At 37.3% G+C, this 23,783-nt stretch carries 23 protein-coding genes; 1 reads left to right on the top strand and 22 read right to left on the bottom strand.

What is annotated here, in order from left to right; genetic code table 11:
- Positions 1-4: 4 nt before the first annotated feature.
- The 19 genes from OS138_RS01355 to OS138_RS01265 all read right to left on the bottom strand — a co-directional run bounded on the left by OS138_RS01355 (position 5) and on the right by OS138_RS01265 (position 20,304).
- The gene (locus OS138_RS01355) at positions 5-916 is read right to left on the bottom strand and encodes a glycosyltransferase family 2 protein (protein ID WP_002335966.1); all 912 of its coding nucleotides are present in this window, start codon (positions 914-916) and stop codon (positions 5-7) included.
- A gap of 5 nt (positions 917-921) precedes the next feature.
- Positions 922-2,043, bottom strand: coding sequence for a glycosyltransferase WbsX family protein (locus tag OS138_RS01350; RefSeq protein ID WP_002335967.1), 1,122 nt, complete (start codon positions 2,041-2,043; stop codon positions 922-924).
- Positions 2,044-2,099: 56 nt separating this feature from the next.
- Positions 2,100-3,239, bottom strand: a complete 1,140-nt coding sequence (locus OS138_RS01345; RefSeq protein WP_002335968.1) for a glycosyltransferase — start codon at positions 3,237-3,239, stop codon at positions 2,100-2,102.
- A gap of 12 nt (positions 3,240-3,251) precedes the next feature.
- Positions 3,252-4,088 (bottom strand): NAD-dependent epimerase/dehydratase family protein, encoded by an 837-nt coding sequence (locus OS138_RS01340; protein WP_002335969.1) that lies wholly within the window; start codon positions 4,086-4,088, stop codon positions 3,252-3,254.
- The gene (locus OS138_RS01335) at positions 4,085-4,699 is read right to left on the bottom strand and encodes a sugar transferase (RefSeq protein WP_002335970.1); all 615 of its coding nucleotides are present in this window, start codon (positions 4,697-4,699) and stop codon (positions 4,085-4,087) included. The genes OS138_RS01340 and OS138_RS01335 overlap by 4 nt, the downstream gene beginning before the upstream one ends.
- A 10-nt stretch (positions 4,700-4,709) precedes the next feature.
- A complete protein-coding gene (locus OS138_RS01330) occupies positions 4,710-6,527 on the bottom strand; it encodes a polysaccharide biosynthesis protein (RefSeq protein ID WP_010721596.1) in 1,818 nt (605 codons plus the stop codon).
- 13 nt (positions 6,528-6,540) lie between these two features.
- Positions 6,541-7,305, bottom strand: coding sequence for a tyrosine-protein phosphatase (locus OS138_RS01325; RefSeq protein ID WP_002343194.1), 765 nt, complete (start codon positions 7,303-7,305; stop codon positions 6,541-6,543).
- A gap of 27 nt (positions 7,306-7,332) precedes the next feature.
- On the bottom strand, positions 7,333-8,031 hold the full coding sequence (locus OS138_RS01320; RefSeq protein WP_002331546.1) for a CpsD/CapB family tyrosine-protein kinase: 699 nt from the start codon (positions 8,029-8,031) through the stop codon (positions 7,333-7,335).
- Between the two features lie 11 nt (positions 8,032-8,042).
- Entirely contained in the window at positions 8,043-8,822 is a 780-nt protein-coding gene (locus OS138_RS01315) for a YveK family protein (RefSeq protein ID WP_002327773.1), read from the bottom strand.
- A 15-nt stretch (positions 8,823-8,837) separates the two neighbouring features.
- On the bottom strand, positions 8,838-9,782 hold the full coding sequence (locus OS138_RS01310) for an LCP family glycopolymer transferase (protein WP_002294932.1): 945 nt from the start codon (positions 9,780-9,782) through the stop codon (positions 8,838-8,840).
- 45 nt (positions 9,783-9,827) lie between these two features.
- Positions 9,828-10,607 (bottom strand): hypothetical protein, encoded by a 780-nt coding sequence (locus OS138_RS01305; RefSeq protein WP_002343193.1) that lies wholly within the window; start codon positions 10,605-10,607, stop codon positions 9,828-9,830.
- A 390-nt stretch (positions 10,608-10,997) separates the two neighbouring features.
- Positions 10,998-13,073, bottom strand: a complete 2,076-nt coding sequence (gene glyS, locus OS138_RS01300; protein WP_002343192.1) for a glycine--tRNA ligase subunit beta — start codon at positions 13,071-13,073, stop codon at positions 10,998-11,000.
- Position 13,074: 1 nt separating this feature from the next.
- A complete protein-coding gene (gene glyQ / locus OS138_RS01295) occupies positions 13,075-13,992 on the bottom strand; it encodes a glycine--tRNA ligase subunit alpha (RefSeq protein WP_002291706.1) in 918 nt (305 codons plus the stop codon).
- Between the two features lie 383 nt (positions 13,993-14,375).
- The gene (recO, locus tag OS138_RS01290) at positions 14,376-15,188 is read right to left on the bottom strand and encodes a DNA repair protein RecO (RefSeq protein ID WP_002301248.1); all 813 of its coding nucleotides are present in this window, start codon (positions 15,186-15,188) and stop codon (positions 14,376-14,378) included.
- Positions 15,189-15,330: 142 nt separating this feature from the next.
- Positions 15,331-16,230: a GTPase Era gene (gene era, locus OS138_RS01285; protein ID WP_002288753.1), complete on the bottom strand. Its 900-nt coding sequence runs from the start codon at positions 16,228-16,230 to the stop codon at positions 15,331-15,333.
- A gap of 14 nt (positions 16,231-16,244) precedes the next feature.
- On the bottom strand, positions 16,245-16,640 hold the full coding sequence (locus tag OS138_RS01280) for a diacylglycerol kinase family protein (protein ID WP_002301250.1): 396 nt from the start codon (positions 16,638-16,640) through the stop codon (positions 16,245-16,247).
- Positions 16,624-17,100, bottom strand: a complete 477-nt coding sequence (ybeY, locus tag OS138_RS01275; RefSeq protein WP_002288749.1) for an rRNA maturation RNase YbeY — start codon at positions 17,098-17,100, stop codon at positions 16,624-16,626. Before ybeY ends, OS138_RS01280 begins: the two co-directional genes overlap by 17 nt.
- Before the next feature lie 16 nt (positions 17,101-17,116).
- Positions 17,117-19,309, bottom strand: coding sequence for an HD family phosphohydrolase (locus OS138_RS01270; protein ID WP_002306228.1), 2,193 nt, complete (start codon positions 19,307-19,309; stop codon positions 17,117-17,119).
- A 23-nt stretch (positions 19,310-19,332) separates the two neighbouring features.
- On the bottom strand, positions 19,333-20,304 hold the full coding sequence (locus tag OS138_RS01265; RefSeq protein WP_002291698.1) for a PhoH family protein: 972 nt from the start codon (positions 20,302-20,304) through the stop codon (positions 19,333-19,335).
- A 705-nt stretch (positions 20,305-21,009) separates the two neighbouring features.
- Here OS138_RS01265 and brnQ point away from each other — a divergent pair.
- Positions 21,010-22,389 carry a branched-chain amino acid transport system II carrier protein gene (gene brnQ, locus OS138_RS01260; protein ID WP_002288744.1) on the top strand — a complete coding sequence of 460 codons (1,380 nt, stop codon included), beginning with the start codon at positions 21,010-21,012 and terminating at the stop codon, positions 22,387-22,389.
- A gap of 153 nt (positions 22,390-22,542) precedes the next feature.
- Here brnQ and OS138_RS01255 read toward each other — a convergent pair whose 3' ends face one another.
- The 3 genes from OS138_RS01255 to OS138_RS01245 form a co-directional block, all read right to left on the bottom strand.
- The gene (locus OS138_RS01255) at positions 22,543-22,989 is read right to left on the bottom strand and encodes a GatB/YqeY domain-containing protein (RefSeq protein ID WP_002287318.1); all 447 of its coding nucleotides are present in this window, start codon (positions 22,987-22,989) and stop codon (positions 22,543-22,545) included.
- A gap of 26 nt (positions 22,990-23,015) precedes the next feature.
- On the bottom strand, positions 23,016-23,192 hold the full coding sequence (gene rpsU / locus OS138_RS01250) for a 30S ribosomal protein S21 (protein WP_002287321.1): 177 nt from the start codon (positions 23,190-23,192) through the stop codon (positions 23,016-23,018).
- A gap of 161 nt (positions 23,193-23,353) precedes the next feature.
- On the bottom strand, positions 23,354-23,782 hold the full coding sequence (locus OS138_RS01245; RefSeq protein WP_002287322.1) for a Fur family transcriptional regulator: 429 nt from the start codon (positions 23,780-23,782) through the stop codon (positions 23,354-23,356).
- Between the last annotated feature and the right edge of the window lies 1 nt (position 23,783).

The following is a 23,783-nucleotide window of genomic DNA, read 5'->3' as shown; positions in this document are numbered from 1 at the left end:
TCCTTTATACCCATCCTAGAATTATTTTTACTCTAATTACTAGATTACTTATGGTAGTTGGAGCAAATTTATATCTTGAGTTAATTAGAACAAATCTTGGCTTAATTTTCTTTCGACTATCAGCAATATTTTTGATCAACTCAAGCTTTTCATCATCAAAAATTAGATTACCATAACCTGTTAAAATTTCAGAAGCAGTACGTGATCTAGAATGAGAACTTACATCTTTTCTAAATGCTCGGATACGCTTTATTAAAAGATTTTTTGTCGATGGAACTCCTACAGCATTTTTTTCATGAATTCTATACAATATGTTACTTTCCTTATCGTAGATTACCTCTCCAAAAATTTTTGCTAGTAATATAACCCACGAGTCATGCATTTGTATATAATTAGGTTTATAAATGTCTAAAATATCTTTGAGCTCGTGATTAAAAGTAATAGTACAACCAGATGCTATACTTCGAAAAAGGATAGTACTCAAAGAAATATCACTTTCTTCAAATTGATTATCTGAATAAGGCATTCTTTTTAAATCACAATTTACTAAAGTTTTGGAGGAAAAATATGCACACGGAACCTTTTTACTCTTGATCGCAGATATTGATTTAGATAATTTATTTTCTAACCAAATATCATCTTGATCACAAAAAGCATAATAATCAGAAATCGGTGCTTTGTGAATCAAATCAATAAAACTATAAGCTGGACCTAATTTTTTCCCTGTATACCATTTGATTAAACCAAATTTTTCATATTTGCTTAATATTTTTTTTGTTGCATCTGTTGAGCCGTCATCTCTTACTAATATATTTACTTCTACATCTTTTTGAGCAATTAGGCTTTCAATTTGTTCTACAAGATATTTTTCCCCATTATACGTAGATAATAATATTGTTACTGTGTTACTCTTCAAAATATTCACCTCAATTCATCATTGTTTGCCAAAGCTTCTTTTACGCTCTTTAGATAATTATCATTAAACTTTTTATCTGGTTCTAAATATCCACCTTCTGCCCATTCGTTCCATGCAAATATAAATATCATATCCGTTGAATAGCTTTTTTTCACTTGTTTTATTTTCAGGTCAAAATATTTATAAAATTTATCCGGTGTTGCATCTTTAATTACTAATCCTTTTGTTCCTCTTCTCGGTGTATTATCCCAATCAACAAATGCACCAGCAATTTTCTTCTTATCTTTATTTTCATCAATTAATGATGCAGCCCAAACATCATCATAAGACAAAGTTCTAACTTTTTTTAGATATAGTTCAGATGCTTTTTTAGAAACTATTTTTTGAGTGAAATTATCAATAAATTTCAATGATGAAATTAGAAATTTTTTTATAGGGTTAGTCATATCATTCATTGCATACAAAGGCTCGTACTCAATATTGTAAGCAAATCTAGAATCATCCTTATCTTTTAACAAATCAAAATCAATATGTTGATATGCAAAATCGATTCCTGCTAGTCCATTCTTTTTAGCCAAAATTTGCCAATAATCAAGCATTTCATTTAAACAGCCAATTTGTTCAGGACGATAAATTACAAATAAAGGTTTCCCATCATTGCAAATATATCTGGAATCTTTAAAAAATGGAAGAAGATAGTCAAAATGTTTTTCCCAGTTCTCTTCATTTCCGTAATTTTGTTCTATCAATATAGAATCATTTTTTGATACCCAAGCTTTAGTCCAAGGTTCGTTAGCCCAACTAAGACAAAAGTTGATATCCAAGTTTTTATTTTTTAAAAATTGTTCTACAGGCTTTTCTAATAACATTTTTCCATCAAACCAATAATGATAAAAACAAAATCCATAGATACCATTTTTTTTTGCTATGCTCACTTGCCATTCTTTTACATCATCATTTAATAAATCATAATAATTATCATTGATTGGTTCTCGTGGCTGATAATGTCCTGAATATAACGGTCTTGCTGTTTTTACATTTGTCCATTCTGTAAATCCTTCTCCCCACCATTCGTTGTTCTCAGGAATTTCATGAAACTGTGGTAAATAAAATGCAATTACTCTCATATATAAAAATCTCCTTTGAGTTAAATAAAATTATTTTATCTGCATAATAACAAAAACTAAATAGAATATGTTTTCTTCATTATGTTATTAACTTTCTCTATATCATAATTTAAGGCAACAGCTCTACAGTTATCACTCATTGCTTTCTTCTCACTATTAGAGAGATTTATCCATTTTTCTAAAGCTTCTACAAACTGATTCACGTTTTTACTATCCTTAAAAACAAAACCAGTTTCTCCATCTTCAGTATAGTCTTTAATCCCCCCCACATATGTAGAAATCAAGGGTAATCCAGCTGCCATAGCTTCAAGTCCAGCTAGACCCAAACCTTCTCTTTTAGAAATAAAAATACTAGCATCAGCGAGAGCATAATATTGAAATACATTATTCTGGTACCCCAAAAATATTACATTATCTGTTAATTCGTATTGAATTACTTTTTTTTTAAGATCTTCTGTATTTCTTCCTTTTCCAATAATCAAGTAGTAAAAATCAAATTCCATTTTTGACAAGCCTTTAATTGCAGTTATATGGTTTTTATTATCATTCAATTCTCCAACAGAAATAAATATTGGAACATCATTCTTAATATTTAATTTTTGAATTAAACGATCATTTCTTGCACTAGTAGAAATTTCTCTAATCTTTTTATAATCTATTCCAACACCTGGAATTTGTATAACTTCTCTTGAGTGAAATTTTTTTGCTATATTCGTATCATCATTATTGATTGTGAGTAATATATCTGTGTATCTGGATAAAAATTTTTCAATTGGGTAAAAAATTAACCAATTAATTTTTGGGCCGTCCTTATAAAAATGAAAACCATGTGCAGTGTATAAAACCTTAGTTTTTAATTTTCTAAAAATTATTCTTGTCAAAACGCCTCCAATTGGAGAATGACAGTGCACAATATCATATTTCTTTTTTGATATTCTTTTTAGTTGTTTATATGATTTTATTATTGCACCAAGGTTCGATAAACTTCGAGAAAAATCAACCTGTAGTAATTCAACATCCTTGTTATTCAACACTCTTTTTAGTTTATTTGACTCTTTGTGACTAATATTTCCTGGTTCAATAAAATTAGTCGCTACACTAACTTTGTACCCTAAGGATATTAAAATATCAATATTACTCATGTTAAATTGATCTATCATTGATGCAACTGAAGCAACAATTAATGCTCTCTTCATCTTTATTTTCTCCTACCTTGACTTGCTTTTCTCATACACCAAATTCCCAAACGCCTTATTCGTCAATCGTCCGATCTTTCCTGGTACATATCCGAGTAAGCGTATTACCCAATTCATATAAGAGAAAAGGTAAATTTTTTTTCCATTTTCTTGAGCAATGTCTCTCACCATATGACTTGTGCGAACATATTGATCATTTTGTGGGAAAAATACACCACTGTCTTGAGCATCAATGCGTTCTTTGACAAACTCAGACAACTTATCAATATGGAGCATTGATCGTTCATTTTTTACATCAGGAAAAATAGGTAATTTATTTGCCAACTTCACCAATTGTTGATAGTTTCCCTTACTCCCCGGTCCATAGATCATTGGCGGACGTAAAATAGCAACATGGAAAGTAATATCATCTAATGGTTGTAAGCCAATCTCCGCTTGCAGTTTGCTGTCACCATAGAAATTAGAAGGGTTTGGTTTGGTATCTGGTGTGATTATACGTTTTTTGTTGATATTTGTTTCTTCTCCATAAATAATGATGGAGCTCATATAAATGAATTGGCCCTTTTTTCCTGATAGATCTTGTTTATATTTTTTTGCGGTCTCAATCGCAAGGTCTCGGTTGACCGCATAATAGAGCTGCTTTGTTTCTTCGCTTACTTTCGATACATCTGCGTGCGCGATACCTGCTACATGAAAGACCGTATCATAGCCCGAAAAGTCATGTTCTCTCCACGCATCTCCTCGTACACTTAAAGTGTCGATTTGATATTCATCTTGGAATGGTGTCATCCATTTTTTGAAGGAAGTACCGATATAGCTGTTTGCACCAGTAATCAGGATCTTTTTCATTTTGCATCCTCCTTTTTCACCGAACCAGTTCCGCCTTCGACAACACCGTCGCTTTTGAAGACGGAAATTATGGTTCCAAAAAAGCATTTTAGATCCATCAATGGCGTGATATTTGATGTGTATTGTCCATCTAAACGTGCTTTATATTCGATTTCTAATTCATCACGTCCACTGATTTGTGCTAGGCCTGTTAGCCCTGGACGGATATCATTTGCGTGGTACTTGTCTCGTTCTTCAATCAAATCATATTGGTTCCATAGCGCTGGACGTGGTCCGATGACTGCCATGTCCCCTTTTAATATATTAAATAATTGCGGTAGTTCATCCAGACTTGTTTTTCTAAGAAATTTTCCTACTCGTGTAATAAAAAAGTCAGGATTTGATAACAAATGAGTTGGTGTTTCTTTCGGTGTATCTACTTTCATTGTCCGAAATTTATAGATATAAAAATGGGTCTTGTTTTTTCCTACCCGTTTTTGTTTAAAGATGACTGGACCTTTTGAATCGATTTTGATAGCTAAACTTAAAATCAAAAGAATCGGTGACAATACGATGATACCAGCTAAAGATAATAAAAGATCTATTCCTCTTTTTAAACCGTCTTTATACACTTTACTCCCCCTATTTATTCGAAGCATTTGCAAAAGTGACAATGTCTTTAGCCAATTGTTCATCGTCTTGCGGCAGGCTCTTAACAAAATCCATCACTTTTTGTATTGAGTAGCCTTTGATGTTTCCTACAAAGATTTTCTCATAAACTGCTTCATCATTTCTTTCCTTATCCAACAATAGTTCTTCATATAGTTTTTCCCCTGGACGGATACCTGTTTCAATGATTTCGATTTCGTCTTCGCTATACCCGCTCAATCGGATCATGTTTTTCGCTAGGTCTACAATCTTCACTGGTTCACTCATATCTAGAATAAAAATTTCGCCACCTTTTGCTAATGCGCCAGATTGAATAACTAAACGACTAGCTTCAGGAATCGTCATAAAGTATCGAGTCATACGAAAGTCTGTTACAGTGATTGGACCACCTTGAGCAATTTGTTCTCTGAATACTGGAATCACACTACCGCGAGAACCAAGGACATTCCCAAATCTGACAGCTGAGAATTTCGTACAGCCTTCTTCATTCAATCCAGTCACAATCATTTCAGCGATTCGTTTTGTTGAACCCATGACATTTGGAGGATTGTTAGCTTTATCTGTCGATACCATGACGAAGTTTTTCACTTTTGCTGCTTTAGCTGCTTCTGCTACATTTTTTGTACCGAAAATATTGTTTTTGACTGCTTCTTTTGGATTATATTCCATCAGTGGTACATGTTTATGAGCAGCTGCATGGTAGACGATATCTGGATGATATTGTTCCATGATCTCATTGATTTTCTCGCGATCTTGGATATCTGCGATGATCGGTAGGATTTCTGTAGGACAATTTTGATGATGCGTGCGTAACTCACGGTCAATCAAGTAGATCGAGTTCTCCCCATGTCCTAAAAGCAATAGCTTTGCAGGATTGAATTGAATGATTTGCCGACAGATTTCTGAACCGATCGATCCTCCTGCGCCGGTGACAAGAATGACTTTGTCTGTGATCTGATCTTTGATGGATTCAATATCCAGCTTTACCTCATCTCTTCCCAGTAAATCCACTACGTCAATTGTTTTTAATTTTGATACGCTAATTTTCCCTGAAGCAAGTTCTTCTATAGAAGGCATCGTGTTGACTTTCACACGAGCGGATTCGACTAACTCGAAGATTCGTCGTAATTTTTTTCTTGATAAGGAAGGGATAGCGATCGTTACCATTTGAATGTCATATTTTTCAATCAATTCCGGAATATCTTTTAATGCACCTAATACTTTTTTTCCTGAAAGATACGTATTTCTTTTATTTGGATCATCATCTACAAACCCGACAACGTGGATATCTTGAGCCGTTTTGGATCCAAGAAAGCTGTTGTATAAAATACGCCCGCCTTCGCCAGCACCAACAATCAATGTATTTTTAGCAGAATCTGCTGATACGTATCTCATATTTTTTGTTTCGATGTAGATACGCCAGATCAATCGGCTACCGATGATCAATAAGAGCGAAAGCAGATAAGCAAAGATAACTAACCGTAAACTGTATCGCCGATTAATGAACAGCAGTATGAGGATACTTGAGGCAGCACTTGCAGATAGTGAACTAAAAATTGCAATGATCTCTCTTAAATTTGTATAGCGATTGATCCGAGTGAAAACTTTGAATAAACTACCATAAAATAAATAAAAACCAATCGACAAACCGATAGAGATTAAAATAAGATCCATTGGTATAGATACAAACGGCTTCATGAATTTAGCTGCTGCAATATTTGCAGCAATTAATAACAAGCTGTCCACAAAAACCAATGTGGCAATTTTTCTTCTTCTTGTTAATATAAACACTTTTTAATTCCCCCTAAAATAAACCAAACTTCTTCTTTTTTACCTCTTCATAGATTGGATAACTGATTTCATCCCCGTTGATCAGATCCTTTGCGACTTGTTTCATCTGTACTACTTTTTCCTTACCAAAGTCCTTGGCAATCTGCTCATAGCACTCTTTTAAGTAAAAGGTGCGCTTAGAGACCCCATGGGCATCAGAAGCAGCCATCTGCACGAGATTATGTTTGACCATTGTTTTGGCTGTTTTCTGGATGTCTTTGCCAAATACACCAACATAACTTGGCGCAGTAAGTTGGGCCAAACATCCCATATCTAGGAACGGAAGCAAATGATTTGGGTCTTCTCGAAAATGCGCGTTGCGTTCTGGATGGACGATCACTGGTGTCTTTCCTAGTTCTAACAACTCAAAAAAAAGCCGTTCTGCATATAACGGCACTTCCAGTGTCGGAAATTCGATCAGAAGATATGTATCATCTAAATCTGTAAATAAAATTTCATCTCGATGGATGTCTTCGATGAGCGTTCCGGTAATACGTACTTCTTGTCCTTCCAATAACGTCAAAGGCAACTGTCTTTTCTCTAATTCGGCTTGTAACGAAGCGACTAGAGAAATGACTTGTGATTTTTCATTGCTGTATTTTCCATTATTGTGGTGTGGTGTGCATAAAATATGCGTGATGCCTTGCTGAATCGCTTTTTCAGCCATTGCAATACTTGCTTCTAAGTTTTCTGCCCCGTCATCGATTCCTGGTAGGATATGGCAATGTAGATCGATCATTTCTCTTGTCTCCTCTCTTCTTATTCCTTAATTTCCGTAGTAATAACCAGCATCTTTGCTATGTTCTGCTCCGTTGTATACAACACCTAAGACTCGTGCTTGTACCATCTCCAGCAGTTCTTTTGCTTTATTCAATGATTCTTTACGTGACGTATTTTCACGTACAACCAATAAGGTGCCATCCGTTTTTGAAGACATGATCTGTGCATCTGTTACGGCTACTACTGGTGGCATATCGAATATCACCACGTCAAATAACTGTCTTGCTTCGGCTAGAACCTGATCCATTCTTGGCGAGCTTAACAATTCTGATGGGTTGGGTGGCTTAGGTCCACTAGGCAAAATCGACAAGTTCTCGACTGGCGTTCGTTGAATCACATCTGCTACACTTCCTGATGAACTAAGTGCTGTACTTAATCCCCTGGCATTGTTCAGCTGGAATGTCTTATAGACGACGGGTTTACGTAAATCTGCATCGACTAGTAGAACTCGTTGACCGGATTTAGCAAAAACGACTGCAATGTTTGCTGCAGTGGTGGATTTTCCTTCTCCAGGACCTGATGAAGTCACGACAATCGTTTTGATTTGCTGACCAGCTGCGGAGGCAAACTGGATATTCGTCCGGATCGTACGATATTGTTCGGCGATTGGTGAAGATGGGTTTGTTAATGTGATCAAACTGACTGCATGAGTTTGTGCTGCTTTTTGTTTCTGTGTTCGTGCCATTTTTCTTCCTCCTAGACTCTTGAGCGGCTTCTGCGTGATGGGGCTGTTTTATCGTTTGTAGCTTTTGGTCGTGCAGGAGCTGATCCTTTTTTACGGATACCAGCGTTCAATTCTTTCGCTGACATTTCTGGAACTGTTCCTAAGATTGGGAATCCTAATGTATCCGTCACATATTTTTCATCTTTCACTGTCCGATCAAGTAATTCGAATAAGAATGCCAGACCTACGCCTACCATCATTCCTAATACTAAGCCAATCACTAGATTCAATTTATTATTTGGCGAAACAGGTGTCGTATTGGCAACTGCACCTGAAATAATCGAGATTTTATCGACATTCATCACGTCTTTTGCGTTCTCTTGGAAAACTTGTGAAGTTGTGTTAGCGATCTGTTGAGCAGTCACTGCATTCGTGCTTATTGCCTGGATCGAGAACATTTGTGAATTTTGTGACTGATTGACGGAGATCGCATCTTTGATTTGTCCAGCAGTCATTTTCACATTGTCTTCTGTTTCTAAACGATCTTTGACTTCATTTAGTACTAAATCACTGACGATCATATCTTTATACGTATTGATCATTTGCAGGTTCGTATTGACATCATTGACATTTGCAGTGTCTGATTGTGGCAGTGTCACGATCAATTGTGCTTGTGAACTGTATTTTGGTGTCAAGATGAAAAATGTTACGATTCCTGAGATGGCCAAGCCAGCAAACATTGAGATGATGATTGTTACCAAGTGTTTGCGTAATGTTTCAAAAATTTCTTTCAAGCTGATTGTCTCTTCCATTTTTTCTCCACTTTCCTATTTATTCTCTAGATTCATTTGATCTTTTAATTCTTTTTTTACACGATCAAGTTCTTGATCACTGACTTTTTGATAGGAGATATTATCTTGCATAAAGCCTTCTCCTTGCAGCTGATCTTGCTTGATCGTACCAAATGCCTCCCGATAATCTAAAGCGATTTTTTTCATTTCATCAAAGCTCATGTCTGTTTTCATATTCGACTCTAGAGCATTCAAAACGGATTGATAGTTGCTGACACCGTTTAAACTCAATACTTTTTTTGCTACACCTTCTACGATCTTTCTTTGACGCTCTTGTCTACCATAGTCACCATTTGGATCTTCATAACGCATACGAGAATAAGATAATGCCTGATCCCCGTTCAATGTGATTTTACCGATTGTAAAGTCATAGCCATCTTGTGAGAAAGTGAGGTCATTATTGACTTCGATACCACCAACTGCATCAACAAGTTCCTTTAGCCCTTTCATATTGATAGAGACATAGTGATCGATTGGGATGTCTACATATTTTTGTACGGTATCCATCGCCATGGCAGCTCCGCCGAATGCGTAAGCGTGGTTGATCTTGTCTTTTGTGTCACGACCTACGATGTCGACATACGTATCACGAGGAATGCTGACGATCGTTGTCTGTTTGTCTTCAGGACTGACTGTGGCAACCATCATCGTATCTGATCTTCCTTGATCGACCCGACCTAAATCTCCAGTATCAATCCCCATCAATAGAACAGAGAAAGATTCTTGTTTGTCCAGATCAACTGGTTTCGTTCGTTCTCCTTGGGTTCGTTCCACTGATTCGTAAGTTTTCTCAATAGAATGTGAGAGATCCAGATATAATTTTGCTCCTACTCCTACAATTGCTAATACTAATACGATAAGAACTGCTAAAATAATCAGAAATATTTTTTTCCCTCTTGATTTTCTTCTTCGTCTTGCCATAGTTTCCTCCGTTTGCTAACCTTGCTTGAATCAACGTTTTAACTGTCAATAGCTTATATTGCTATAGCCCATTTGCTGAGCAAAAGTTTGTGCTTTTGTTGCGTATGCTGCTCGTATTTTTTCATTCCGGATCTGCTCTATTTGACTGAGCACCGTCAAATATTGATCGTAAGTAGCGGTGGCAGTCACTTGACCATCCTTCAACATCGTATCGAATAACTGATCTAGTTGCGTGACTTGCGCGATCTGAGTATCAGCGAATCCTAGATATTGCATAACAACCGTTTTCCAAGGACTATCTTTAAAAAAGCTCATATTTTCACGTACACGAGCAACATCTGCACTTGTCACCTTTTCTTTGATGACGACATCGTCTACAGCTTGCTGCCAGTTTGATACATTTTTAGTAAATAAATCGTTGACAGCTGTCTGGATCTTCAGTTTTGATTCTGCACTATCTAACTGTGTCACGATTGCTTTCTTCTCATCTTGGATTGCAACAGCTTCTTTAGGCAATTCTGATTCTTTGATGTCGTAATCATCTGCTGAAAGTTTGACAGAGGATAGCTTATTGGACAAACTTGTGATTGTTTCTTCTGTTATTTCAGGGTTTAGAAAAATTTTTTCTTTTGTACTATACAGCTTGTCTACTTCTTTTGATAAAGAAGTCAAGGTGTCTTTTTGATTGGTGATGGCAGATTCTGCATAATTGATCCGTTGCTGATGTTGCCGCTGATTATTGATGTGGTATCCAAACAAACAGATCGCAATAGCACCTGCACCTACCGCCACAGCAGTCAATGACTTGACGAATGGCTTTTCCATAGATTCACTCCTAAGTATTGATGATAGATAAATTAAGATATAATTCACTTACATAAAAATGACAGCTTTTTATTTTAAAAAACATAATTAAACTAATATATTCACAGAAATATTTGTAAACAAGTTTTCCCTATATAATCATACCACAAATTGTTTTCTTGACTAGGGCAATTTACGATTTAAAAATAAATAAAACATTAATAAGATAACAATTAATCGATTTCATTTTTATTTCCTTAATTTTCATAGTTTTTTTTAAAAGTTACACAAAAAATAAAATAACAAAAAAAATTAACATTGAATTAATAATAGTTATTTATATTTATAACAAATAAACCAGAGAAATAGCCTATTTTGCGCCTGTTCTCTGGTTTATTTACATATTAGAAATTATTTTGTAATGATTTGATCTAAACTTGCTAGTGACAAAGCCATGGCAGCAATTTGACTTAATTGCGTTAATCGGTTCTTACGTACTGCTGGTTCTTCTGCCATGACCATCGTCTGATCAAAATAATTTTCGATCAGTGGGCGAAGGCTTACAAGCTGATCATAATTTTCGTTGATCGTTTGGTCAGCAAAGCTTGTTTTCATTGCCTCTACTGCTTTGTGCAGTTCTTTCTCCGCTTCGTTTTCGAACAGTTCAGGGTCTACTTCTGATTGTTTTTCAAGCTCCGCTTTTTTCGCTAAGTTCACGACACGTGTCAAAGCTTCCATCGATGGTTTGAAGTCTTCATCTGCAAGATGCTGCTTGAACAATTGTGCTGCTGCAAATACTTTTGTCAGATCTTTTTGTTCTGCGTTCAAAACAGCTTCGATAACATCATGACGGATATTCTTCGTTGTCAATAATTGGCGCAGACGGCCTTTGATAAAGTCGATCACCTGTTGTTGTCCCGCTGACAAGCCAATGCCAAAACGATCCGTATCTTTACTGATAACTTCACTAATCGTTTCTTGCAGAACAGACAAAGGAAAGGCCCATTTTTTCGATTCGATGATTCGAACGACACCATATGCTTGACGGCGCAAAGCATATGGATCGTTTGAGCCACTTGGGATCATCCCAACTGCAAAGAAAGAAAAGATACTATCTAATTTATCAGCAATCGCTAAAACAGAACCTACTGTAGTCTCAGGTAGATCTCCTTCACTGGATATAGGCATGTAATGTTCACGGATCGCTGTTGCTACGGCTGGTTTCTCGCCTTTAAGCAGAGCATATTTTTCTCCCATGATCCCTTGTAGTTCAGGGAATTCTCCTACCATGTTGGTTACTAGATCAAATTTATAGATTTCAGCAGCGCGTTGCAGATCCATCAATTCTTCCTCAGATAGTCCTACTTGTTCGCCTATGATGCGAGCGATGACTTGTACCCGTTGCATTTTCTCGTAGATGCTACCGATTTTTTCATGGAAAGTAACAGTTTTTAATTTTTCAATGTATTGGTCGATTGAAGCTTTCTTGTCTTCATTATAAAAGAATTCCGCATCTTCTAAACGAGCAGTCAATACTTTTTGATTGCCTCGTACCACATTTTCCAATTTTACCCGATCGCCATTACGAGCAGAAATAAAATGAGGAAGCAACATACCTTGATCGTTCCGTACTTCGAAATAACGTTGATGTTCTTTCATAGAAGTGACTAGTACTTCTTCAGGAACAGAAAGATATTTTTCCTCGAAGTCGCCAGAAAAGACAGTTGGATATTCGACTAGATTGTTGACTTCTTCTAGTAAATCTTCATCTAGATCAATGATCCAGTGATTTTTTTCTGCTAATTCGTTTGCTTGTGTGATGATCATTTCTTTTCTTTTTTGCGGTGAAGCAATAACAAATTGTTCATTTAATTTTTCTTCGTATTCTTTTGCATGCGCAAATGTCACATCTTCGCCTAAGAAACGATGACCTCTTGAAGCTCTGTCTGTTTTGATATCCAAGATCTCAAACGGGATTACTTCGTCATCTAACAATGCCACGATCCAGTGAATAGGGCGGATATATTCAAAATCGTATTCTGCCCAATGCATCGTTACTGGGAAAGTGAGGCTTTTAATGACATCTGCTAAACCTGTCAATACTTCTTTTGCTTCTTTGCCGTGAGTGTATTTCGTTACATAGACATATTCCACGCCTTTTAATTCTCTAAAAGTGATAGCATCTGTCGTCAGACCTTGTCCGCGGACAAATCCTTCAGCTGCTTTCGTCCAGTTTCCATCTGCGTCCAAAGCAATTTTTTTGGCTGGTCCTTTGACTTCTTCTTCGCTGTCCGCTTGTCGTTCTGGAATATTTGTTACTTTGATTGCTAAGCGGCGCGGTGTAGAAAACGTTTCGATCGTATCATAAGTCAATTGGTTTTCATCTAAAAATTTTGCTGTTTTTTCTTCTAATTGTTTCATGCTTGGTGTGACAACATGAGCAGGCATTTCTTCCAGCCCGATTTCAAGTAATAAGTCTTTTGCCATCTTATTCAGCCTCCTTCACGTTTTCTGGATTTGCTGTGTTTTTATTCAATAAAGGGAATCCTAATTTTTCGCGTTCTGCCACAAAGATTTTGGCTACAGCACGAGCCATGTTGCGGATACGGGAAAGATAACCTGCTCGTTCTGTTACAGATACTGCACCGCGAGCATCTAATAAATTGAATGTATGGCTGCATTTCAAAATATAATCATACGCTGGATGAACAAGATTTTCATCGATACAGCGTTTAGCTTCTTTTTCAAAACGGTCAAAATTGCTTAGTAGTAAGTCTTGGTCGCTTACTTCAAAAGAATATTTGGAATGTTCATATTCTGGTTGTTTGAAGATCTCACCATATTTCACGCCATCAGCCCATTCCAAATCATAGACACTTTCAACTTCTTGGATATAAGAAGCAAGACGTTCTAGTCCATAAGTGATCTCAGAAGTAACTGGTTTACAAGGTAGTCCTCCGACTTGCTGGAAGTACGTGAATTGTGTGATCTCCATCCCATCAAGCCATACTTCCCAACCCACACCGGCACAACCCATCGATGGGTTCTCCCAGTTGTCTTCAACAAAACGAATATCGTGTTCTAATGGATCAATTCCTAAAAGACGCAAGCTTTCTAAATAAAGCTCTTGGATATTTTCAGGTGAAGGTTTCATTACGACTTGAAATTGATGATGCTGATACAAACGGTTTGGGTTTTCTCCATAACGCCCGTCAGCTGGTCGGCGGGATGGCTCTACATAAGCAGCATTCCATGGTTCCGGTCCGATTGCCCGTAAGAATGTATATGGGCTCATCGTACCTGCTCCTTTTTCTGTATCATAAGCTTGCATCAGCATGCAACCGTTTGATGACCAAAATTTTTGTAATGTTAAAATCATATCTTGGACGGTCAATTTTTTACTCATCTGTTTTGCCCCTTTCAATTTTTAAGCGTTGTTGTCAATAAGAATACAGGAAAGAAAACGACAAAAAGTCCCTATGTCTGATTACAGACATAGGGACGAATAATTTCGCGGTTCCACCCTACTTCCGAATAAAGATTCGGCAGCTTCATTTATCGTACTCGCAAGTGCCTCTTCAAAAATCGTTTGGGTCCGGCTTCCACTCTCCCGAACTCGCTAAACCACGTGTTTTTTACTGATCTTGGTCAATGTACGTATTCATTTTGCAGTTTTCTTATTTCTATAATAGATCCTCTCAGTGAACGATCTATTTAATCTACGGTTAATAATAGACGGAAGTCCCTGTATTTGTCAAATAGTTTTGATTTTTTTGTTGTATCTTTCATTTATTCTTCTTTTTCAGGTATCTCTTTTTCAGGCATATTTTTCTCTGGCGTCTTTAATACGTGTGCCCAAGACTTCATTTGATCAATGAACTTTTTGCTTTTTAGATGAATACCGACATATTCATCATACAACTGGTCAATGAGGTCACGGATTGCCTGCTTCGTTTCTTCTTTCAAGTGGATTCCACTGATCTTATCATAAGAAATAGCCGAAAACATTCGAACGAAATAAACAGCGCGAGGATCTGCATGATAACGGTGTTCGTCCATTGGCCAGTGTTTCTCGCATATCACACCGCCATATTTGGAAGAATAGTCAAATTTTCCTTTTGTTTCCCCGCATACGACACAGTGCGTCCAAATTGGCGCGATTCCGAAGCGTTGCAGTATTTGAACTTCAAAGATATTCGTGATGATTTCTGCATCATCTCCTTGGTCCATCCGCTGCAGAGCTTGTTGCGTAAATTGGAATAAATGCGGGTCATATTGATGATCTTCGATTGCTGCATCTACTAGATTTAGCAAATACGTACCATAACCGCTCAAAAAGATATCTTCTTGGATGTTCCGAAACGCATGGACGTCTTTGACACTGCTTAAAAACGACAAACCTTCACTTCGAAAATTACCGATATAGACTGCTTCGGTAAAGGGGAGCAAAGCCGGAGCTAATGGCTGATTTTGCCGATGAATTCCTTTGATATAAAACATCATTTTGCCAGAAGATTCCGTAAAGATTTTGACTAATTTATCTTTTTCTTTGTAATTACGGCTAGATAAAATCAAGCCTTTCGATTCTGCAAGCTGGCTCATATTCTCCCTCCTAAAAAATAAATCTGGAAAAGCAGATTCTGCCGATCCAGATTATTTATGTTACGATCTTCCGCTGTTTTTCTCAACGTGCGGATTTTTATCCAGTTTATTTCTATACTTAACCTATAAGAAGTTCAGAATATCAGTATTCGTCTTTTCGGTAGCCAAAGTCTTGCAGATAGACTTTTTTGTCTCGCCAGTCTTTTTGGACTTTGACCCAAAGTTCTAGAAATACTTTGTCTCCTAAAAGATTTTCGATATCCTTTCTTGCTTTCGTTCCTACTTGCTTCAGCATTTTTCCGCCTTTGCCGATAATGATTCCTTTTTGGCTATCTCTTTCGACGATAATCGTGGCCTGGATATGGATTTTATCATTCTCGTTTCGCTTCATCGAATCAACAACGACTGCGACAGAATGAGGCACTTCGTCTCGTGTTAAAAACAAGACTTTCTCACGGATCAATTCAGAAACGATGAAGTATTCAGGATGATCAGTCACTTGATCATCTGGAAAATATTGTGGGCCCTCTGGCATTTCACTGACTAATACATCCATTAAGCGTTCGACATTGTTTCCTTCTGTAGCAGAGATCGGAATCACTTGTGCAAAAGGCATCTGCGTCGAATAATCTTCGATGATTCCCAACAACTCGTCTGGATGGATCTTATCGATTTTATTGATAATCAGATAAACAGGAGAATGCACGTTTTTTAGACGTTCAATAATAAAATCGTCTCCCCGGCCGCGTTTTTGATCAGCACTGATCATAAATAAGACTGCATCCACTTCTTTCAACGCACTGTAAGCTGCTTCTACCATAAAATCTCCTAGACGATGCTTTGGTTTATGGATTCCTGGTGTATCGATAAAAATCAGCTGAGCTTCTGGTGTAGTATATACTCCTTGGATTTTATTTCTAGTTGTCTGTGCCTTGTCACTCATAATGGCAATTTTTTGACCCACGATTCGGTTCAATAATGTGGATTTTCCTACATTCGGGCGGCCGACGATTGCGACAAACCCTGATTTATGTTCTGGCATATACGTTCTCCTTTTTAATTAAACAACAAATGATATATTTTAGGGACAAATAAAATCAACCCAATGATGACAGCAAAACAAGCGGTCACTAAAACTGCTCCAGCTGCCATATCTTTGATTTTTTTCCCAATCGGATGAAAATGAAAATCCGTAAACATGTCCACTACATTTTCAAAAACAGTATTGATGATCTCTACTATCCAAACGAGAAAAACAGCTAAAAGCAGCCATAACCACTCTATCCGATCAAGCTGGAAAATCACGCCCATAAATAAAGCAAGGATACCGAACGCAACATGTTTCCTCATATTGCGTTCTTCCTCAAAAACGGTTTTGACTCCTTGGACAGCAAATTCCACAGACATCAGGAAATGTTTGTTTTTCTCTACGTTTTTATCTTTTGAGTCCATAGGCATCCAAGATCTCTTTCTGTAAACCAAACATTTCTTTCTCATCTTCTGGTGTCATATGGTCATACCCGTTGATATGCAAGAATCCATGTACCGCTAAAAAGCCAAGTTCCCGATCATATGAATGGCCGTAAGCTTCTGCTTGTTCAGCAGCACGTTCAATAGAGATCATGATGTCTCCTAGTACACGAGGCAATGGATTCTCTCCATCTTCAAAAATCACTGGGATTTCGTCTTCGCCTTCTTCTTCCAGAGCAAAACTGATGACGTCTGTCGGTGCATCTTTTCCACGGTAATCACGATTGATTACTTGGATTGCCGCATTGTCCATGAAAGTAACAGACATTTCTGTTTCCTCTGGCAGCTTTAAATAAGATGCTGCAAATTGCAGCAAGTCATCGATTTCTTTCATTTTCTCTTCTGAGACTTGGTTTGTTTCATCCATAAAGGTAATATCCATTATACATCGCTTCTTTCTATTCTTCTTGTTCTTCCTTTATCTTCTCAACTTCTGTTTTCATTTTAGGATATTTGATCCGAGAATGGAAGGTACTACTTAAACCGCTGATCAATGATTTTTCCACTTTTCGGATTTCTTTCAAGGTCAGTCCACTATCGTCTAATTGACCATCGGAAATACGCTCTTCGATAAGATTATGGACAAAACTTTCGATTTTTTCGCTCGTCGGATGATCCATTGCCCGTACTGCAGCCTCACAACTGTCAGCAATATTGACGATCCCTGCTTCACGACTTTGCGGTTTTGGTCCAGGGTAACGGAATTGCTCTTCTGTTACTTCCGGATTGCGTTCTTTCGCTTTGATGTAGAAATAACGCATTAGCGTGGTTCCATGATGCTGTCTGCAAATATCAATCACCATTTGCGGCATATTATAATCTTCCAATATTTTGGCTCCATCTGTCACATGTCCAAAGATAATATGTTTACTGTCTTCTGGCAATAAGAAATTGTGCGGGTTTTCCGCTCCTGAAGGCAAGTTCTCAACGAAAAAGCTAGCATGTTTGATCTTGCCGATATCATGATAATAGCAAGCTACTCGAGTTAGCAAAGAACGTCCGCCGATTTCTGCTACAGCGTTAGCACTTAGATTAGCTACCATCATACTATGATGATAAGTACCTGGCGCTTCTTCCAGCAACTGTTTCAATAAAGGATGATTTGGATTGCTGAGTTCATTTAATACAATTACACTGTCATCATTGACCATCAATTCAATATATGGGTGTAGACCGATCGTCAGCAAGAATGAGAAGAGTGCACCAGTGAACCCGCAGACGAGCATTAACCAAGTCGTTGCATCACCAAAGCTCATTCCTTGATAGACGATCAAAATGACATCCATCATCACAGGAAAAATAATGACCCACATGGCAGCAGATAATCCTTGTTCTGAGATCCGTTTACGTCTGACAATCGTTGCCATGAGCCCAGAGAAAACATAAGACATCAAGATAATCGTTAGAAAGTTCGTGCCAATCGAATCATAAAAAATGAAAAGTGCGGATACTGCTTGGAAAATACCAGCCATGATCCCTGCTCTTCGATTCAAGAAAAAGCTTAAAACAAGTGGTGCAAAAGCAGCGGGATAAAACAGCGGGATATAAGTAGCTTGTTCCGTTTGGAATAATTGGAAAAATTTCATCAGCACTATGCTGACTGACATAGCTGTCACATAGAAAAGCACGTATTTTGTTCTTTCTCCTGCATTTTGGAATTGAAGTGAATTATAAATCAGTACGCCGATTTGAAGCAAAACAGCTAAAACCATGGCAATTAGTGGAAAAATCGAAGTTGTTTGATTAGTCAGTCCTAGTAATTCCAATTTTTTCATAGCTGAAGCATCGATTTGATTACCTTCACGAACAATGATTTCTCCTTGGAAGATCATCACTGGTTGTACAGCTTCTCGTGCGGATTGTTTCAATTCTTCTGTCTTTTTCTCATTCAATACGTCATTCACTACGATACCTTGATCCACTAAGTAGCGAATCATTTGTTGTTGTGCTGGTGTGACATTCAAATATTGGATTTGCTCTTCTGCTTCTTGTTTAAAAGCTTCCAATTCACTTTCACGAACTTGTTTGCTCATCTGTTCGTCAATGAGCTTCAGACTCTCATCCCTCACAGTATGGATCTCAGTTTCAGTCATTTCAAATATCGTCGAATAAAAATTGTTCGGTAGTTTTTGATAAAACGCAACATTTTCTGCATTCACATTTTCAAAATTTTTCTTCAACGCGGCGATCCGCTCTTCTGTAGTAGGCTTTGGGATATTTTCATCTTCCTTTGCCTTATCAATCTTTTCGTCATAAGATTTGTTGATGGCATCATTCGTCTTATCGATCAATTCAAATAGTTGCTTGATCCGATTGTTCTGGTCATCTGCAAGATCTTTTTGGTAAGTGTATTCTGGAGTGACTGCTTCTGCTGCCAGTTTTCTTTTTTGTTCGGTTTCTTCCGTGTTCTCGATCGTTTTGTTCGCACGGATACTTTCTTCTGCTACTTGGCCTTCTCTGAAATCATTGGCCTTTTGTTTGACACTACTAAATGTAACGCCGCAGATAATGATAAAAAACAAGAACAGCAGGAAAGGCAATGCTGCCTTTCCAAGTTTTTCTTGTAGTTTCTGCAGTGTTTTATTCAACATGTGCTTATCCTCCTAAGCAAAGCTTATTCTTGATGGAGATCTGCCTTTTCATAAGCTTTGATGATTTCGGCAACTACAGGGTGCCGAACAACGTCACTTGCTTCAAAATTAACAAAATCGATTTTCTTGATTTGCTTTAATGTTCGTTCTGCATGAACAAGACCACTTGTTGTCCCTCGAGGCAGATCAATCTGACTCGTATCTCCATTGACAATCATTTTTGATTGATAACCAAGACGTGTCAGGAACATTTTCATCTGAGCAACTGTCGTGTTCTGTGCTTCATCCAAAATAACGAATGCATCATCCAATGTCCGCCCCCGCATGTAAGCTAAAGGAGCAATTTCGATCACGCCTCGTTCCATCAATCGGTTCGTATGATCTAATCCAAAAATTTGGTATAAAGCATCATAAACAGGACGCAGATAAGGATCTACTTTTTCTTTTAGATCCCCGGGAAGAAAGCCTAGATTTTCCCCTGCTTCCACAGCAGGCCGCGTCAAAATGATTTTTTGCACTTCACCTTTTTTCAAGGCAGCGATTGCTAATACTACTGCAAGAAAAGTTTTTCCTGTCCCGGCTGGTCCTACGCCAAATACGATATCATGTTTGGCTACCGATTCGACATATTTCTTTTGGCCGCTGTTTTTTACCCGTATTGGTTTTCCATTACGGTCTTTGACGATCTCTTCCTCATACATTTCAACAAAATAATCTAATGTGCCTTTTTGCCCCATTTTCAGTGCCGTCACGACATCTGGTGTACTTACATGGATTCCTCGTTTGATCAATTCCTGCAATGTCCGAATGACTGAGGCAGCCAAGGAAATCTGGGATTGTTCGCCAATGATCTGAATGATTTCTCCACGTGTATGGATGGTTGTTTCTGTTGTTTCTTCAATCAGTTTTATATGCTTGTCGTGTGCACCTAAAAGCATGCTGACATCATCAGCAGCCGTCAATCTAATCTCTAAAGAACTAGACTCTTCCGTCAAAAATAGACATCCCCTTTTTTTCGATTCATTCTTTCCTATTTTACCATACTCAGAAGAAACTATATAGCAAATAAGAAAAGGTTCTAAAAGAGTTGCTTAACCATAAGTACCAAGAAACGTTAAAAAATAGCTGCTTCCATTCTCTAAAGGTCTCGTTTGAATAAAAAAAGCTGATCATGTAAGCTATGCATAAGATAGAGGACAAGTATTCCGTCTAACTTAGCAAGTATTCTCTGGGTATTTTTCTTGTTTCAAAAAAAGAAAACAAAATATTTGAAATATTCTTGCATTTCAAAAAAAACAGGCGTATTATAACGTCAACAAATAAATATACAGCAAAGCGTCGAGGAAAACAGTAGGCTATTCAGTGATTTATTCCCAGTGAGTCATGTAAGTGAGAAATGACAATAAATCGAATAGACGAACATCATTTCCGAGTCAATGTCGAAAACGTAGATCATTGTGGCTGCCTCCATTATCAGGCTAGCGGATAACTTTATCGAAAAGCGTCCGTGAATGAAGAAGCTTTTTTAAGCGAAAAAAGGTGGTACCGTTCTAGAATCTAGAGCCCTTTTCCCAAGTGGAAAAGGGCTTTTTTTTATATTTTAAGGTGGTGGTTTTCATGGAATCTGATATTAGTGGTATTTCTAGTTTCTGCAACGTTTATTTTGTTACTCAAAATGATAATTATTGGAGGAAAAATTTATGGAAGAAACAAAAACTTATTCATGGAAGCAATTATTGATGGTCAGTTCACTTATCTTCGGGATGTTCTTCGGGTCAGGTAATCTGATCTTTCCTGTCCACTTAGGTCAAATGGCTGGATCAAACTGGATCAGCGCTGGTGTAGGATTTGCCATCTCAGGCGCTCTTTTCCCATTATTAGCTATCTTAGCTGTAGTAGTGACAAAAAGTGATGGTCTGTATGACTTAGCTAAACCTGTCGGAAAATGGTATGCTGCCTTGTTCTTGATCCTTGTTCATTTAACGATCGGACCATTCTTTGGTACACCGCGGACAGCAGCAACTGCTTTTGAAATGGCTGCTAAACCCTTTTTGCCTGAAAAATATGATTCATTAGGTATGTTTTTATTCTCTGCTCTTTTCTTTTTACTTGCTTATTTCCTTACTGTACATCCAACACGTTTGGTCAAATATGTCGGAAAGTATTTAAACTCCTTGTTTCTTGCATTATTAGCTATCATTTTTGTCGTTTCTTTATTCCAACCCATGGGGAATCTAAACCAATCTGCAGCAGATTCTTATCAGACGAACGCTTTGACAAATGGCGTTTTAGAAGGATACAACACGGTTGATGCAGTAGCTTTACTTGCTTTAAGTGTCACTTTTGTCCATGCAGTTCGTGATCTTGGTTTTAAAGATAAAAAAGTCACAGAATTAACAGCAAAAGCTGGTAGCCTGAGCGTTGCGTTAGAAGTCATGATTTATTTTGGTCTGGTCCTTCTCGGTGCGATGAGTTTGAATAAGATGTCTTTATCAGAAAATGGCGGAACTGCACTTTCTCAGATCACTAATTTTTATTTAGGTAACTTCGGTGCTAGCTTCTTAGGGGTAATGGTCACATTAGGTGTCTTCACTACCGCTATGGGACTCGTTGTTTCTTTTGCACAAGATTTCCATAAACTGTTCCCTAAAGTCAGTTATATGACATGGCTGCGGTTAACGACTTTTGTCTCTTTTGTCGTTGCGAATGCCGGATTGGATAACATCATCCAATGGTCTTTACCAGTATTGATGCTTTTGTATCCATTGTCACTTGCGTTAATCTTACTTTCCTTAACAGCAAAATTCTTCCAAAAGAGTCCATTTGTCTATCAAGTAACGATGTTCTTTTCTGCCGTTCCAGCCGTATTGGATATGTTGGCAAATTCGCCTGCATTAGTGAGTCAGCAAACTGTCGTAGCAAGCTTACTAGGATTTTATCATCATTATGTTCCTTTTGCTGCATTAGGTCTTGGCTGGGTCGTCCCAACGTTGCTTGGTTACGCTGGCAGCTTGCTCTTTTATTATGTATATCGCGTATCAGGATATAAACAAGAAGCAAGTGAGTTACCAGAAGAATAACCAAATCAAACACAATTTAACATAAGAGATATTAAACAGGAAAAAAACAGCTAGAAGAAAGAATCTTATTCTTTCTTCTAGCTGTTTTTTAGTTCTTTTTTTACGAACACAAAAAACTGCGGACAATCACTGTCCGCAGTTTAAATGATAAAATTAAGATTGTAATAGTTCTTTCACAATCGCATTTACTTGGTTTCCATCTGCTTTTCCTTTGACTTTAGGCATAATTGCACCCATAACTTTGCCAAATTCTTTCATTGATGAAGCACCAGTTTGAGTGATTGCTTCTTGAACAAGTTGTCGAATTTCTTCGTCGGAAAGTTGTTCCGGCATATATTTTTCGACTATTACAATTTCACTTTTTACTTTTTCAGCTAAATCGTCACGTCCTGCTTCTTCAAACTCATGCAAAGAATCACGTCGCTGTTTCATTTCACGAGACAACACCGTTAGTTCTTCTTCTTCTGTCAAGTCGTGACCTTCTTTAATCTGCTCGTTTTGTATAGATGACTTGATCATTCGGATGACTTGTAAAGATTCCTTATCTTTGGCTTTCATCGCTGCTTTCATGTCATCGTTTAATCTACTTAGTAGTGACACACTACCAACTCCAATTCATCACAGAACTAGAATTTTTTGCGTTTTCTAGCTGCTTCAGATTTTTTCTTGCGTCTTACACTTGGTTTTTCGTAGAATTCACGTTTACGAGATTCTTGTAAAGTACCCGCTTTTGACACGGAACGTTTGAAGCGACGAAGAGCATCGTCAAGTGATTCGTTTTTGCGAACGACTGTTTTTGACATGTTAATTCCCTCCCTCCGAGCTTAAAAAGTAACCGTAATTGTTATTGAAATATATCTCAAAAAACAAGACTGTCCTGTAAATATTATATCTAATGCTGTTTTGACCGTCAAGGAAATCTTGCTTTTTTTTAAAATTATCAAATGTTATTTTATTTAAATCCTTATTGACAATTTTCACATCTTCCGAAAATCTCGAATCTATGCCCTTCGATCGTGCATCCGCCTAGCTGTTCTTCGAAATAATTCATCGGACACATATGGATTTCTTTCGTTGTTCCGCACACTGTACAGATAAAATGATGGTGATGGCCGATTTCCCCCTGACAGCAATGAAAACGAAACTTCATTTCTCCATTTAAATCGGTTTCTTCCAGTAAATCGATCTCTGCAAAATCATGGAGATTCCGATAAATCGTATCATAACTTACCCCTTTGAATTCCTGATTCATATAGTCAAAAACTTCTTTAGCAGATACGTAGCGGTTACGCTTCACTAAATAAGTTAACAATGCTTCTCTTTTTTTAGTATATTTAAAACCGTTATTTTTCAATGTTTCTAATGATTGTTCGATCAATGTCTGTTTTTTCATG

Source organism: Enterococcus sp. E5-37 (genome assembly GCF_035726925.1).
GTDB classification, from domain to species: Bacteria; Bacillota; Bacilli; order Lactobacillales; family Enterococcaceae; genus Enterococcus_B; species Enterococcus_B faecium.
The sequence above is the reverse complement of the archived record's forward strand: the minus strand, read 5'-3'. Positions and strand labels throughout refer to the sequence as shown.

Excerpts from the sequence above, each read along its gene's own strand:
- brnQ (WP_002288744.1), top strand. The coding sequence starts at position 21,010 with ATGGAAGAAACAAAAACTTATTCATGGAAGCAATTATTGATGGTCAGT.
- OS138_RS01340 (WP_002335969.1), bottom strand. The coding sequence starts at position 4,088 with ATGAAAAAGATCCTGATTACTGGTGCAAACAGCTATATCGGTACTTCC.
- recO (WP_002301248.1), bottom strand. The coding sequence starts at position 15,188 with ATGAGCCAGCTTGCAGAATCGAAAGGCTTGATTTTATCTAGCCGTAAT.
- OS138_RS01245 (WP_002287322.1), bottom strand. The coding sequence starts at position 23,782 with ATGAAAAAACAGACATTGATCGAACAATCATTAGAAACATTGAAAAAT.
- rpsU (WP_002287321.1), bottom strand. The coding sequence starts at position 23,192 with ATGTCAAAAACAGTCGTTCGCAAAAACGAATCACTTGACGATGCTCTT.
- era (WP_002288753.1), bottom strand. The coding sequence starts at position 16,230 with ATGCCAGAACATAAATCAGGGTTTGTCGCAATCGTCGGCCGCCCGAAT.
- glyQ (WP_002291706.1), bottom strand. The coding sequence starts at position 13,992 with ATGAGTAAAAAATTGACCGTCCAAGATATGATTTTAACATTACAAAAA.
- OS138_RS01280 (WP_002301250.1), bottom strand. The coding sequence starts at position 16,640 with ATGGACTCAAAAGATAAAAACGTAGAGAAAAACAAACATTTCCTGATG.
- OS138_RS01310 (WP_002294932.1), bottom strand. The coding sequence starts at position 9,782 with ATGGCAAGACGAAGAAGAAAATCAAGAGGGAAAAAAATATTTCTGATT.
- OS138_RS01325 (WP_002343194.1), bottom strand. The coding sequence starts at position 7,305 with ATGATCGATCTACATTGCCATATCCTACCAGGAATCGATGACGGGGCA.
- OS138_RS01320 (WP_002331546.1), bottom strand. The coding sequence starts at position 8,031 with ATGGCACGAACACAGAAACAAAAAGCAGCACAAACTCATGCAGTCAGT.
- OS138_RS01305 (WP_002343193.1), bottom strand. The coding sequence starts at position 10,607 with ATGGAAAAGCCATTCGTCAAGTCATTGACTGCTGTGGCGGTAGGTGCA.
- OS138_RS01350 (WP_002335967.1), bottom strand. The coding sequence starts at position 2,043 with ATGAGAGTAATTGCATTTTATTTACCACAGTTTCATGAAATTCCTGAG.
- OS138_RS01315 (WP_002327773.1), bottom strand. The coding sequence starts at position 8,822 with ATGGAAGAGACAATCAGCTTGAAAGAAATTTTTGAAACATTACGCAAA.
- OS138_RS01270 (WP_002306228.1), bottom strand. The coding sequence starts at position 19,309 with ATGTTGAATAAAACACTGCAGAAACTACAAGAAAAACTTGGAAAGGCA.
- ybeY (WP_002288749.1), bottom strand. The coding sequence starts at position 17,100 with ATGGATATTACCTTTATGGATGAAACAAACCAAGTCTCAGAAGAGAAA.
- glyS (WP_002343192.1), bottom strand. The coding sequence starts at position 13,073 with ATGGCAAAAGACTTATTACTTGAAATCGGGCTGGAAGAAATGCCTGCT.
- OS138_RS01345 (WP_002335968.1), bottom strand. The coding sequence starts at position 3,239 with ATGAAGAGAGCATTAATTGTTGCTTCAGTTGCATCAATGATAGATCAA.